This window comes from Fructilactobacillus florum DSM 22689 = JCM 16035 (assembly GCF_001436645.1).
GTDB lineage: Bacteria > Bacillota > Bacilli > Lactobacillales > Lactobacillaceae > Fructilactobacillus > Fructilactobacillus florum.
In genome coordinates this window covers 32,021-46,130 of sequence record NZ_AYZI01000002.1, presented here as the reverse complement: position 1 = coordinate 46,130, position 14,110 = coordinate 32,021, and the positions used below count along the sequence as shown (strand labels likewise).

Below are 14,110 nucleotides of genomic sequence, written 5' to 3'. Positions count from 1 at the left end.
TTCTTTCATGAAAATGCTACAATTAGATTAATGCCTTTTTGGAGATGGATACTGTGACCACCAACCACTTTTTATCAATACTAAAACTAAATTTCATTACCATCAGTGTCGTGATTGGAGTCATCACTGGAGGAGTGATTTCTGCTTTCAGACTTCTAATTGAAGCTGGCTTAAAACTGAGCATGGTCGGCTATGCTAGTATCAAGCACCAACCAGAAATGATCCTGGTAGTTATCTTAGTTCTCCTCATGATTACCGTCGCGGTCGGGCTGCTTCTCCGTTTGGAACCAAACATTCGCGGATCTGGAATTCCGCAAGTGGAGGCTCAGGTGGACGGCGTTTTTGAGCTGAACTGGTTTTCGGTCCTCTGGAAAAAATTCACAGCCGGCGTGCTTACCAACTCAACGGGAATCTTTGTTGGTCGTGAAGGTCCTTCCATTCAACTGGGGGCGGCAGTCGGGCAGGGTCTAGCTGCTGGACTTAAGCAAACTGGGGCTACTAGACGACTATCAATTGCGACTGGAGCCGCAGCTGGCTTGTCAGCAACGTTCAGCGCTCCTCTTGCTGGAACTTTTTTTGTCATCGAAGGAATGTATCGACGTTTTGAACCCACGATTTGTCTGTCAGCCCTGACCAGTGCCCTGTGCTCAAATTTTATTTCTGAGCGCGTTTTTGGTCTAAATCCAGTTCTTCCTATTTTTTACTCGCAAATCTATCCACCAAATAATTACTGGCAGTTACTGCCGCTTGGGGTTTTAGTCGGGGGCTTAGGCTTCATTTATAATCGTGGACTTCTCACCGTTCCTAAGTGGTTTCAGAAAATAAAATTTATCCCCTGGTACTTTTATCCTGGAATCGCTTTTCTGCTAGTGATCCCCATTGGTATTTTCTTTCCCGCTACAATTGGTGGCGGAGCGCGGTTAATTCTACTAACTGCAACGCATAAACTCCCTTTATCACTAATTTTATTTTTTATTGTCCTCCGATTTACCTTTGGACTGTTATCCTATGGGAGCGGTGTCCCTGGTGGCTTTTTCTTGCCGTTACTGACGATGGGCGCCCTCGTTGGCGTGGCATACGGGATGTTACTCGTACAACTGGTAGACTTACCGCCCGAATTTGTTACTAATCTGCTTGTGTTTGGAATGGCCGGTTATCTAACGGCTGTCTGTAAAGCACCCTTTACTGCTATCTTACTCATCACCGAATTGGTCGGTAATACTCATAATTTTATGGCGCTTGCAACGGTGGTACTAGTCGCCTATCTAACGAGCGACTTTTTAGGTGCTCAACCAATTTATCACGTACTTGCAGCGCAGCTAACTAAGGGACAGCGTTATCTCAACTCACTCGACCAACTTGATCAGCTTTGTTTTACCATTACCCAAACAAGCCCGCTCGTCAACGAATTTGTTGAGACCATTGCTTGGCCACCAACGGCCCGATTAATTACCATCGAACGCCACCAACAAAAAATTATACCGCAAGCAGATACGAAACTTGCCGCTGGCGATACACTCATCTTTTTAGTCCACCATGAACAAAATCAACTGCTCACTAACCAAATCAATCGATTAATTGCCGACTAATCTTATCGCAAGCCAATAAAAAAGACCTAATCAATCTGAGAACTAAGCTAGTGCTCTCATGGTTAGATCTTTTTTCTTTAGGTTAATGATGCTGCATCAATCACCATCACTTGCTGACTATTTAATTTCTGCGCTGCTTTTTTCTGACTTTTTAAGCTACGAATTTGATAATTGACCATTACCGAATTGCCGTCATTTCGCAAACTTGCGGCGCTAGTCAAGGCCTGATCCAAAATTTGTTGCTGGACTTGTTCAGTCTGATCCTTTAGATCGGTACAAATAAAATAGTCTAGCGTTGGTGCGAGCTGGTCGGTAGCTAGTGCCGTCACCAGACGTTCTTCTCCAAAGGCAAAACCAACTCCACCCATGTCGGGACCGCCAAACTCCTGCACCATGTTATTGTATCGACCGCCGGCACAAATAGTTGTGTACTCATCACCAAAAGCCGCTGCTTTGGCTTGAATCTCAAAAACAGTATCAGTGTAATAATCCAATCCTCGAACTAATCGATCATCAACCACATACTCAATTCCCAACAAATCCAAAGCATGACACAAAGAAGAAAAATAACTGCGAGAACGTTCATTTAGGCTGTCTTCTAATCGGGGGGCTTGCGCAACTAATTTTTGATCATTTTGGTCTTTACTATCTAAAATTCGGAGCGGATTTTGAGCCAACCGTCGTTGTGAGTCTGGACTTAGCTGATCTTGAACCTGTGAAAAATATTCGACCAGGGTATCTCGATACCGCTTACGACTATCATCATCGCCCAACGTATTTAATTCAACCCGCAGATTAGCAATTCCAACCCCACGAAAAACATCAAGTGCTAGATTAATTACCTCAGCATCAATCTGGGGACTAACTGCCCCAATCGCCTCACACCCAATTTGATGAAATTCTCGGTTATGCGTTGCTCCCGGGCGTTCGTAACGAAACATGGGTCCCATATAATAAACTTGAACCGGTTTGGGATGTTCTGGTCCAAACAATTTATGCTCAACAAACGCCCGAACAATGCCGGCCGTCCCTTCCGGTCGCAGTGTAATACTTCGATCTCCTTTATCCGTAAAGGTATACATTTGCTTGGTTACAATATCCGAGGAATCACCAGAAGTCCGACTAAAAACATCCGTCTTTTCTACCATTGGTGTACGAATTTCGGCGTAGTGATAGCGTTGAAAGGTCTGGCGGGCAACTTTCTCAATTTTTTGCCATAGGGGGGTCTCATCAGGCAACAAATCATCCATTCCCCGAACACGTTTAAAATTTCCATTCATAGTCTCAACCAGCTTTCCATTGATTTTATCATTATGGTTGATTTTATCATTTTTTTCGTCAATTTCCGACAATTAATCTAGTTTTACACGAGATAATTCGGTTACGTACATTCTCTTACATTAAACAATTAAGTGTTCGTGATTTACATTGCTTTTCCCGCTTGGCTCTGCTATTCTATGTTATTAATAACCAACAATTTTAGATGGAGGATTACATGGATAATTGGGAAAACAAGTTTGGCACTCATCAGGGATTAACCTATGATGATGTGCTATTGGTTCCGGCAGCTAGCAGCGTGCTCCCCAACCAAGTAAGCTTAAAAACAAAATTAGGCAAAAACCTTCTCTTAAACATTCCGGTACTAAGCGCTGCCATGGATACTGTCACAGAAAGTGCGATGGCCATTAAAATGGCTCAACAAGGTGGTCTCGGTGTAATTCACAAAAATATGACGCCTGCTGACCAAGCTCAAGAAATTACCACCGTAAAAGCTGCCCCGGTCAGTGGCGACCTCGCTGCTGTTGACGAACAAGGGCGCTACCTAGTGGCAGCAGCTGTCGGGATTAACGCTGAAACAACTGAACGAGCCCAAGCTCTAGTAGATGCCGGTGTTGATGCAATTGTTCTCGATTCAGCTCACGGTCACTCCCAAGGAGTGCTTGAAAAAGTAACTGCCATTCGCCAACAATTTCCTGAACAAACCTTAATTGCTGGTAACATTGCCACTAAACAAGCAGCTGAAGCTTTATTCAATGCGGGTGCCGATGTTGTTAAAGTGGGGATTGGCCCGGGATCAATCTGTACCACTCGGGTCGTTGCTGGTGTGGGGGTGCCCCAAATTAGTGCCACCTTTGAGTGTGCGGCCGTCGCTGCCAAGTACCACAAACAGATTATTGTTGACGGAGGAATGCAGTTCTCTGGTGATCTCGTGAAAGCACTAGCGGCTGGTGGTGATGCCGTCATGCTCGGTAGTATGTTGGCTGGTACCACTGAAGCTCCTGGAAAAATAATTGAGAGTGCCGATGGGCAACAGTTCAAACTTTACCGCGGCATGGGATCGATTCCCGCAATGGAAAATGGTTCTTCTGATCGCTACTTTCAAGGAAAAGTAAAGAGCGAAAAGAAATTAGTTCCCGAAGGAATTGAAGGAAAAACTGAATACAAGGGCGATGTCCAAGACATTCTTTATCAGATGATGGGCGGGCTCAGAGCTGGCATGGGCTACACTGGTGCCGCTCAAGTTAAAGACCTAAAGCAAGCCCGCTTCGTTCGGATTTCTAGCGCCGGACTCAGAGAATCACATCCCCATGATGTGGTCATTACCAAAGCCGCCCCTAACTATCAAAAATAGGAGAGTACCATAATATGGCAAGCAATCAACATACGTACGACACCGTTCTTGTCCTTGATTTCGGTAGCCAGTACAATCAACTTATTACTAGAAGGATTCGCGAAATGGGGGTTTACTCCGAACTAAAACCACATACCATCTCGGCCACCTCCATTAAGAAACTTAAACCGCGCGCCATTATTTTTTCCGGCGGACCAAATAGTGTTACTGGTGAAAATGCTCTTGGTGTTGATCCACAGATTTTCGAACTAGGAATTCCCATTCTAGGAATCTGCTATGGGATGCAGCTTATGGCTCATGACCTGCCGGGCGGTGCCACCGAAACTGCCGACAGCAGCGAATACGGTCAGGCACAAATTGAGGTCACCGATCAAAACTCCCGCTTTTTCCAAAATATGGAAGACAAACAAACGGTTTTAATGAGCCACGGAGACTTTGTCACTCAGGTTCCAAATGGTTTTAAAGTCACGGCAACCAGTGACTCCTGCCCTATTTCGGCCATGGCTGACCCCAGTCGAGGCTTTTATGCCGTGCAATTTCATCCAGAAGTCAACCTAACTGCCGAAGGTCGTGAAATGCTACGCCACTTTGTTTTTGACATTGCCAAGGCCACTGCCAATTGGTCGATGGATGACTTCATTGCGGACGCGATTGCTGATATTCGCACCACGGTTGGTGATCAACGGGTCATTTTAGGACTATCCGGGGGAGTTGACTCCTCGGTTGTTGCCGTGCTTTTACATCGAGCCATTGGCAACCAGTTGATTCCCGTCTTCGTTGATCACGGTCTGCTCAGAAAAAATGAAGCTCAGCAAGTATTACATGCTCTGGGGGATGACTTTGGTCTACAAATCGACTTCGTTGATGCGAGCCAACTATTTCTCAGTAAGCTGGCTGGTGTTACCAACCCCGAACAAAAACGAAAAATCGTTGGCAAGGAATTTATTGACACCTTTGCTGCGGAGGCACGAAAATATAACGACGTGGCTTTTTTGGCACAAGGAACCCTCTATACAGACGTCATCGAATCGGGAACCGACACCGCCCAAACGATTAAATCGCACCACAATGTCGGTGGCTTGCCGAAAGATCTTCAGTTCAAACTAATTGAACCTCTCAACAAACTCTTTAAAGATGAGGTACGCGAGCTTGGTGAAAAATTAGGAATGCCCCATGAATTGGTGTGGCGTCAACCCTTCCCCGGTCCTGGACTATCGATTCGTATTATTGGAGCCGTGACCGAGCAACGACTCCAACTGGTGCGTAACTCCGATGCCATCTTACGCGAAGAATTCGCCAAGGCTGGGCTGGATCGAACCGTTTGGCAGTATTTCACTGCGCTACCTGGAATTCACAGTGTCGGTGTCATGGGTGATGAACGCACTTATGATGAAGCCGTTACGATTCGTGCCGTCACTTCTGTCGATGGCATGACCGCCGAATATGCAGAACTTCCTTGGGAAGTGCTTGGTAAGGTTTCCAAACGAATCGTTGACGAAGTCAGTGGCATTAACCGCGTACTCTACGATATTACCGGTAAGCCCCCTGCTACGATTGAATATGAATAAATTAAAAAACAAGCTGATGCCCAATGAAGTCAGCTTGTTTTTTAATTTATCATTGCCATGATTCAAAAAGAGTCCCTGCCGTGGTCTAGCTCTTCATTTCTATAAAAGTAGTTTATTCGCTATAATTAAACCATGCTGTAAAAAGGAGGGACGTCGTTTGGCAATTTTAGAATCAGTTTTGGTACTATTAGGGTTAGTCCTAATTTCAAATATTATCAGCCATTACATCACCAGTATCCCGGTCAGTTTGATTCAAGTTTTACTGGGGCTTGCAATTGCGCTCGGATTTAATTTTAAGATTCAATTAGACACTACGTGGTTTCTCCTGCTATTCATTGCACCCCTGCTCTTCAACGATGGACGAGAATTTCCCAAAAAAGAACTCTGGGAGCTTCGGGGACCAATTTTTGAGAATGCGATTTGGTTAGTCTTTGTCACGACCATTCTAGGTGGCTATTTTGTGAACTGGCTAGTTCCAACCATGCCACTAGGGGTTAGTTTTGCGCTGATTGCGATCCTTTCACCGACCGACCCCGTAGCCGTGCAGTCGATTTCAAAACGGGTTCACTTACCCAAAAGCATCCTCCATTTGGTAAGTGGCGAAAGTCTTATTAACGATGCTAGCGGACTAATTGCCTTTAAGTATGCCATTGCTTCCGTAGTTACCGGCTATTTTTCCCTTACCAGAGCCGCTGGTGATTTTATTTATATGTCGATTGTGGGCTTTTTAGTTGGCTTTACGATTATGATGCTGTTAGTATGGCTAAGAAATCACCTTTACAACATTCAATTTCACGATGCCATTTTTAGTGTCGTGCTCCAATTGCTTTGCCCATTTGTTGTATACATTATCGCTGAAGATTATCTGCACGCCTCCGGAGTGATTGCCGTTGTGACTGCTGGGATTCTGGATCATACCCAGACTTCCCGAGTTGCTGGTCAAACCCCAGAAATTAGCCTCTTAACTGATCGTACTTGGGATGTGATCGTTTACTGCTTGAATGGGGTTGTTTTCTTAATCCTTGGTATTGAGTTGCCGGTTGCTATGACAGCGGTTATCCAGAGCGATAAGTACGGCACTTTGCAATCAGTAAGTTATGCCTTTGTTATTTGGCTAGTAATCCTAGCCATCCGGGTTTGCTGGATTATCGGCTACCAATCATTTTCTTATTACGTTAGTAAAAAGGAAAACAAAAAGCCTCGGTTTTCAGTAGCTCTCCTGGCTGGTTTGTCGGGGGTTCGTGGTGCCATCACAATGGCTGGAGTCCTCTCCGTTCCAAGCGTTATAGCCAGTGGTGCAACTTTCCCTGATCGTTCTTTAATGCTTTTTATTGCAGCGTGTGTTATCATCATAAGCCTGATTGCTGCTTCCATCACTTTGCCACTGATTTCACCCGGAACTGGGACCATTGCTACCCGAGCCTCGCTCTTAAATGAAGGTAATCCGATTGGTGATGACGATAACCAACCCGAGCTTAATCAGCCAGAATACGTTAGTTATCCAGTTGCCCAACTCTACTTATTAAACTCTGCGATTGCTTATCTAGAATCAAATCGATCGGAGCGCAACCAACGTGCTGTTTGGGATATTATTATGGATTACCAAGTTTCCATCCGTAAAATTCAGCGTCGTGAGCATAATCGTGCCGACTCCACTAAACAAATGAACGAAGTAGTTTCGCTCCGCCGAGTTGGCTTGAATGGTAGTCGCGAGGCTATCAATGACCTCTACCAGTCCAAACTAATTGGTCCAGATGCCTATTGGATTGCCAGTCGCCGACTTAATCGCGAAGAAGCTCGCCTATTACAATTCAGTGGTGACAAACCTACCATTCGCCAAAAACCGGCTGTCGGGTTTGCCCAAAGAATTTTTCGTTCAATCAAAATCTGGCAGTGGAATGAGAGTGAAAGTCAAAAAACCAAGTCTGACCTACGTCTCATTCAAAAAGTAGGGGCGCAAGGCGCTATGACGGCACTGCAAAAATTTTTAGATCGTGATGATATTAGTAGAAAAGATTTTTCTGCGCAGACGGTTCATTTCTTAATGGTTTACTATCAGAATCAAATTCAAGAGGCCAAATCATTTGGTGATTCCGATTTAGAAACAAAGCAGTATGAGTTACAAGTCCTCGCCCTTAAGAATCAAGCTCTTGAAGCGGAACGCCGGGCAATTGAGACGTTGATTGAGAATCATCATATTCCCCAAAGTATGGGACTACGACTTCGGCAAAACGTTAATTATGAAGAAATGATTTTACTAAATGATTATAAAAAAGAAAATGAATGATCCTATTATTAGTTGCAAACAGTAAAATTTATTTATTTTTTAATTATTCCCTAAACACTTGATAAATAAGGAATTGTTAACCAAATATTAACTTAAAATTATTATTTACAAAAAGAAAACGCTTTACAACCAAAAAGTTAGTAGGTTACAATATGCTTGTAACAAAGTTTCATGGAAAAAAGTGGTCAGCTCTTCGCGGGTGCCTTTTTTCCAGTTGATTTTTATTTTATATTTTTTAAGGAGGTCTTCATCTTGATGAAGAAGAATTTATTTGTAGGCGGAGCTGCTTCCCTAGCTGTCGTTTTAGGTTTAACTGCTACTGTTCCAAGTGTTAACGCTGCTACCAACGCAACGCTTCCACAGAACACTAGTACACAGAAAGACGACACTAAGGGTAGTGTTTCTGCAGACTCAAACGCCCACGTTGACGTTATGACTGGTTACTTGACTCTGGAAAGCGTTCCTGACTTGAACTTTGGTGCTAGTGCCCAGTCAGCTACCAACCAGACTCAAAACTTGTTAAATAACAATACTGGTAACAACCAAAACCATATTAAAGTTACCGACAGTCGTGCAACTACGGCTTTAAACGGTTGGACTTTGGATGCCAGCCTCGGAAACTTTAAGGATGCTACCACTGGTAACGTTGCTCCTGCAGGTTGGACTATGGGTCTAAATAACGATCACGTTGTTAACTCACAGAATTCAGCAGTAATGGCTAACCGGGCAACTATCACATCCGGTAATACTTCAGGCGCAAACGTCCTTTACGCTGCTAATGGTCAAGGTGCTGGTAGCACAACAGTTGATTACAATCCATCAACTTCTCCTGTTGGTGTAAAATCTGCTAGCTTGGAAGTTCCTGGTAACACTGCCGTTGGTTCATACAACGCTCCAATTACTTGGACTTTAACTGCTGGTGCACCCCAAGACCCAACGCCTAAAGGTTAAGCTTAATTTGTATTTAATTGTTAAAAAACGGGAAGCACTTTTTGGGGGTGTTTCCCGTTTTACTTATACTATCAACACAGGAGTAACTGATGGATTTAAAGTATAGTAAATTAAAGATTGCAATTGGGGCACTGTTTTTCTCGATGTTGATTTTTCTGAGTCTTCCAGCAGCTAAAGCTACCCCAGGTCCCGGGATTGCCGTCAAACCGAACTATTCTAACACGCAGATTGAACAAACTGGTTCAATCTTTGTTCGAACTAAACCGGGCGAATCGCAACAAATTAGTATTCAATTAGTTAATCTAACTAATCAAACACAAAAATTAACAGTCTCCCCGACGGTTGCTTATACTTCTAAGGATGGAGCCATTACATATCAGCCGGGAAAGGTCCCTACTGATAAAACCTTAAAGTACAAGTTCAATGACCTGGTTAAGGAACAAAAAAAGAACGTTTCCCTTGCTCCCAAGCAGAGCCAAAGCGTGAACTTTACCGTTACCGCCCCTGAAAAACAGTACAAGGGAATTATCATGGGAAGTCTCTACGTCAAGACTGGTAACATTGCCCAGGCAGAAAATAACAACGGGGTTAACATTAACAACAAGATTGCGCTCGTAATGCCAGTGTTACTCCGCTCCCAAGACGTTGGCGTTAAGCCCAAACTAACAGTTCCTAGCATCAAGCCAGGACAGCAAGGGACACAAACCGTCATCAAGACGAAGTATGCCAACGAAAAACCTACTACCATCCAACAAATGAAGCTGAAAAACAAGATTTATCGCAAGAGTAATCCCAAAAAAATCTTGAGCAAAGCCAGCCGTAGTAACTTAAGCATGGCTCCTAATTCCAACTTCCCATTCCAAAATGACTTCGGTAAAAACACTCTCCTTCCGGGAACCTACCATTTAAGTGCCCGTGCTAGTGACAACAATGGTAATCACTGGAAAATCGAAAAAGATTTTAACGTGAGCGTCGGCGATGCCATTCAGTACAACACGAAACAAAACTGGTGGTGGATCATCCTCTTGGCAATCTTATTATTGCTAATTCTAATCCTGATTTACATGATTTACCGACAGCATAAGAAACAAAAACAAACCCTTTCCAACAATCAAAGCTAAGAAAAAAGGTGTACTTCCATGAAATTAAAACAAAGAAATGTCTTCTTAATATTTGTTTTAGGACTGGCGATTGTGACAATTGTGTTTGGTGTTTCCAGCATTTATGCGGACAACCAACAAGGTAATACGCATAATTCCAACACCCAAGTGGAAGTTAAAAATGATAAAAATAAACCGAAACCAACCCCTAAGCCTCAGCCAAGTGAAAACCAGACAAATTCCATGTCGAGCGTTAAACAGCCTCCAAAGGCTACCCTTCCACAAACCGGGCAAACCTTGCACTGGGGTGTCACTGCAGTTGGAATCATAACCTTATTTTTAGTCTTTACCATTATTTCCATGGATCGTTTTAATCGCAAGTTAGCTAAAGAAGACCACCATGAACTTCAAACAAAATAGCTGGTGGTTAACAATCATAGGGTGTTTGTTGCTATGTCTTGGTTGGCAATCAACCGTACGGGCGGCAGCACCCTATTCTGTTAATCCCCTCTTAACAAAACTTCCAATTCAGTCCAAAAAGGCTTACTTTGCTTTAAATAGTAAAGATAATCACACGTATCAATTACCATTACTGCTAAAAAACAACAGTAACCAGTCCCTTACCGTTACAACCTCGCTCAATAACGCCTATACCGCTGACAATGGGGTTATTGCTTACAACCAACCAAGTTGGCAACGGAATAATCCCCACCGACTAACTAACAAGCTCGTCGGTCCCCAGCAACAGGTCACCACTCTAGCACCTGATGAATCTAAGGTAGTAACCTACCAGCTGGCTACTAAAAAGCAGGAACCTGGGATTGTACTTGGCGGGGTTAATGTAAGCGCTCCGTTACCATCTAATGGTAAAATAGAGAATAAGTTGGAGTACGTCGTCGGGGTATCTCTAAACAGTAATGCCAATCGCGTGCGACTCAAGCAGTTGCGGTTATCGAGCGTTCAACTAAAATCTCAAGCAAATCATGAGGTTCTGCAGAGTCGCTTACAAAATCCAGCTGCCCAACTCATCCAGCACGGTACAGCCACTGTGAAGGTTTATCGTGGAAAAAAATTATTACGCACAACCAAGTTAACCAATGTTAGTCTTGCTCCGAAAACAACTACTAATTTAGTTACCCCCGCTCCCAAACGTGCGAAGGGAACCAAAACAGTTGTGAGTTTCAAAGCTCATCGTCAACAAGTTTCACTTAAGAGAGCCGTTTCAAGCTAGCATTAATGACCAGCAGAAGGGAGGTTTTATTATCAAACACTTCAAGGGTCTTTTTGCAATCATGCTTTTAACCTTGCTCGTTGTTGGGGTTGGGATCACTCAGATTGTTCCGGCAGTTCAAGCTGCCGAATCTAATAATGAGCTCAATATTCCAGCACCACCTGAGTCAGGTCCAAGTATGAATAATTTTTCATACAATTCAAATACCACCAATCCACCGGTTACTACCCCTTATCCCAACGTCCAAGTTGTAACCAAGGACACCTCCCAAGCTACTTCGTTGTGGTGGAAAAATAAGGTTAACTTATCAAATTCGTTTACCTTTAGATTCTACGTTTACATGGCCTCAGATAATCCTGATGAAGCGGCCGATGGAATTACTTTCACCCTCCAAAATGATGATAAGGGTAGCAAAGCTCTAGGAGTCAGCGGGGAATCGCTTGGTTCTTATGGAAATCTTCGAATGGATAAATATGGTTCCTCCAGCGATAAGCAGCCGGTGCTTGATTATTTCAAAAATTCTTATCATGGTGGCATCAACAATGCTCTTTCATTGGAATTTGATCCATACTTTAATGGTGACTATAGTGATGCCGATGTCTTACCAACTAATGGTCCGTACACTACCGGTGCTCACATGGCCTTTGTCTTACCAGATAAAGATCACCTGACTATGCATAATCGTACCACCTCTAGTTTTCGTCCTGGGATCGCTCATTATACGAATACTAGTGACTGGTTCAATAACCAGCCCAATGGCAATTCGATCTATCCAGCCCCTGGGCGAAACGATGGATTCGGGGCACGGGCTACTCCAAACCTAGTTGGAACTAATAGCAAGGGTAATAGTAATAGTGCTCGTTGGGAACCAGTTGTTTATCACTGGAATACCACTGATGGTGGTAATACCGGACTAGCAACTATGACCTTTGGCTATCCCGATAGCAGTAAAAACACTGGTGGCTTTAAGCAACAATCGTTCTCTTCTCCCAAAATTGATGTTAACAAGCAATTTGGCAGTAAAATGGTCAACTGGGGAATGACCGCCTCCACCGGTGCTAAATCAATGATTAGTGCCATCTCTGCTTCTCAAATTCCGGGTGATCCTGGAGTTAGTAAGACGGCCGCTGACCTATCAAAACTCAGTCGAGATACTGACGTTCGGGTTAGCGACAAAGATGGTGGTACGATGGTTTATGGTGATGAAAACGGGAAAAAACCGGATGACCCCAGCCTTTCTCCCGATGAGTTAATGCATGCCTTCCCATTCGATGCAACTTATAATGATGGGAAGGGAGGTAAAGGAGGCACAGTTTACCCAGTCTTTCGTAGTCAGGTAAACAACGCTCGTGTTGGAGATATTCTGCTTTATCGAGCCGATATCTATAACTACTATGACAGTAATCTGAACGGTAATGATTGGTTAAATGTTCATGCTACCGACCATTTGCCTGACCAGTTAAGGTTATTGGATGACAGTACTGACGTAGATCTCTACTTTGATAAAATCCCTCCAATTCATGACCCTACCCCTATGTCACATGGATTTAAAGCTGCTTTAGTATCGAATCAACTAGATCCCGGTACTACCGCAATTAGCAATACGCTGGTTGCCAAGGGATCCAACTTTGCAGATACTTCTGTGCGATCAACGATTGCCAACGTGGTTCCTGATCAAACTAATCACGGAACTCCTAACTTGTATATCAATAATCAAATGCAGAACGTGACTCAGGGTTCTGATTGGTCAACGACGTTAAATGATGTCCGCGATAATGACGAAATCAAGTATCGGATTCCCGTTAGAAATATTAGTCGTCAGGTTAATCTTGATAATAGTAGCTATACTTTCTATTTGCCAAGTCTAAAAGACAATGATCCAAAGAATCTTAAGATTAAAGTCGATGGACAAGAAATTAGCAATGATTCTAAGGATAGCCCTCACTTTACGGTTAGCAAGGATCAAAACAGTGACTCCAAGAACGCCAAACAAGTGACCATCACTGGCATGGGAACCCTTCAGCAGCAAACTACCAAAAACATCGAAGCAGATGTCATTCTAGGCGCCAATCAAGGAAAAACCTTCAAAAGCACTCCTAAAGTGACTGGAACTGCCAATGATAGTTCACTAGCATTTGCTGGTAATGAAGAAACTTATAATCTCAAGCCAGGAAGCCTTAGCATCATGCCGAACAGCTTTGATTATGGAACCTATGCCTACTTCAAAAAGAATAGTGCGTTTGCACCTTATAACACCTATACTTTTGATCAAGATGGTAAAGTAATCCCAACCTCACCAAGAATCAATCCTGGCGTCAGGGATTATACGGCAGCTACCATTCAAGATACGCGTGGCACTGATGAACGACAGCCTTATCGATTAACGCTGTCACAAGCCGCTGATAATAACAATGGTTTGGGTAACGATCAGCTAAAAAATGCTGACATTATCGGCAGTGATGGTTCACCGTTCCAGTTAGTCTATTACGACAAACAGGATAAGCCACATTTCTTATCGCCGGGTGGAAACCAAAATATTCCGATTTTCACCAGTAATAAGGACACCCCTAATGAACAAAAGGTGCAGTGGAACAATAGAACCGGACTAATGATGTATGTCAAAGACGATGTTCCTGCTCCAACGAGTGGTCAAAGAAAAACCTATGGCGCTGCTCTAAATTGGACCGTTAATAACACTGGAACCCCTTAATTGCAGTTCGTTGCTTACCAAAAAAGGAGCCGTACAAGTTTA

Annotated in this window: 10 protein-coding genes; 9 read left to right on the top strand and 1 reads right to left on the bottom strand. The window is 43.6% G+C overall.

Features of this window, described 5'->3' with window-relative positions; genetic code table 11:
* Positions 1-53 precede the first annotated feature (53 nt).
* Positions 54-1,589, top strand: a complete 1,536-nt coding sequence (locus tag FC87_RS01255) for a ClC family H(+)/Cl(-) exchange transporter (protein ID WP_082619192.1) — start codon at positions 54-56, stop codon at positions 1,587-1,589.
* A 77-nt stretch (positions 1,590-1,666) separates the two neighbouring features.
* On the opposite strand, the gene hisS is transcribed toward FC87_RS01255, so the two are convergent.
* Positions 1,667-2,869 (bottom strand): histidine--tRNA ligase, encoded by a 1,203-nt coding sequence (gene hisS / locus FC87_RS01250; protein WP_035421267.1) that lies wholly within the window; start codon positions 2,867-2,869, stop codon positions 1,667-1,669.
* 215 nt (positions 2,870-3,084) lie between these two features.
* On the opposite strand from hisS, the gene guaB reads away from it, so the two are divergent.
* The 8 genes from guaB (at position 3,085) to FC87_RS01210 (ending at position 14,068) form a co-directional block, all read left to right on the top strand.
* On the top strand, positions 3,085-4,221 hold the full coding sequence (guaB, locus tag FC87_RS01245) for an IMP dehydrogenase (protein WP_009166969.1): 1,137 nt from the start codon (positions 3,085-3,087) through the stop codon (positions 4,219-4,221).
* A 14-nt stretch (positions 4,222-4,235) separates the two neighbouring features.
* Positions 4,236-5,789, top strand: coding sequence for a glutamine-hydrolyzing GMP synthase (gene guaA / locus FC87_RS01240; RefSeq protein ID WP_040473216.1), 1,554 nt, complete (start codon positions 4,236-4,238; stop codon positions 5,787-5,789).
* Positions 5,790-5,946: 157 nt separating this feature from the next.
* A complete protein-coding gene (locus tag FC87_RS01235; protein WP_009166967.1) occupies positions 5,947-8,076 on the top strand; it encodes a cation:proton antiporter in 2,130 nt (709 codons plus the stop codon).
* 255 nt (positions 8,077-8,331) lie between these two features.
* A complete protein-coding gene (locus tag FC87_RS01230; protein ID WP_035421219.1) occupies positions 8,332-9,027 on the top strand; it encodes a WxL domain-containing protein in 696 nt (231 codons plus the stop codon).
* Positions 9,028-9,116: 89 nt separating this feature from the next.
* Entirely contained in the window at positions 9,117-10,148 is a 1,032-nt protein-coding gene (locus tag FC87_RS01225; RefSeq protein ID WP_009166965.1) for a WxLIP family cell surface protein, read from the top strand.
* A gap of 18 nt (positions 10,149-10,166) precedes the next feature.
* A complete protein-coding gene (locus FC87_RS01220) occupies positions 10,167-10,547 on the top strand; it encodes a hypothetical protein (protein ID WP_009166964.1) in 381 nt (126 codons plus the stop codon).
* Complete coding sequence (locus FC87_RS01215; protein WP_009166963.1) at positions 10,528-11,358, top strand: WxL protein peptidoglycan domain-containing protein; 831 nt, start codon at positions 10,528-10,530, stop codon at positions 11,356-11,358. Before FC87_RS01220 ends, FC87_RS01215 begins: the two co-directional genes overlap by 20 nt.
* 61 nt (positions 11,359-11,419) lie before the next feature.
* A complete protein-coding gene (locus tag FC87_RS01210; RefSeq protein ID WP_056961375.1) occupies positions 11,420-14,068 on the top strand; it encodes a lectin-like domain-containing protein in 2,649 nt (882 codons plus the stop codon).
* Positions 14,069-14,110 lie beyond the last annotated feature (42 nt).

Excerpts from the sequence above, each read along its gene's own strand:
- guaA (WP_040473216.1), top strand. The coding sequence starts at position 4,236 with ATGGCAAGCAATCAACATACGTACGACACCGTTCTTGTCCTTGATTTC.
- hisS (WP_035421267.1), bottom strand. The coding sequence starts at position 2,869 with ATGAATGGAAATTTTAAACGTGTTCGGGGAATGGATGATTTGTTGCCT.
- FC87_RS01220 (WP_009166964.1), top strand. The coding sequence starts at position 10,167 with ATGAAATTAAAACAAAGAAATGTCTTCTTAATATTTGTTTTAGGACTG.
- FC87_RS01230 (WP_035421219.1), top strand. The coding sequence starts at position 8,332 with ATGAAGAAGAATTTATTTGTAGGCGGAGCTGCTTCCCTAGCTGTCGTT.
- guaB (WP_009166969.1), top strand. The coding sequence starts at position 3,085 with ATGGATAATTGGGAAAACAAGTTTGGCACTCATCAGGGATTAACCTAT.
- FC87_RS01225 (WP_009166965.1), top strand. The coding sequence starts at position 9,117 with ATGGATTTAAAGTATAGTAAATTAAAGATTGCAATTGGGGCACTGTTT.
- FC87_RS01215 (WP_009166963.1), top strand. The coding sequence starts at position 10,528 with ATGAACTTCAAACAAAATAGCTGGTGGTTAACAATCATAGGGTGTTTG.
- FC87_RS01210 (WP_056961375.1), top strand. The coding sequence starts at position 11,420 with ATGCTTTTAACCTTGCTCGTTGTTGGGGTTGGGATCACTCAGATTGTT.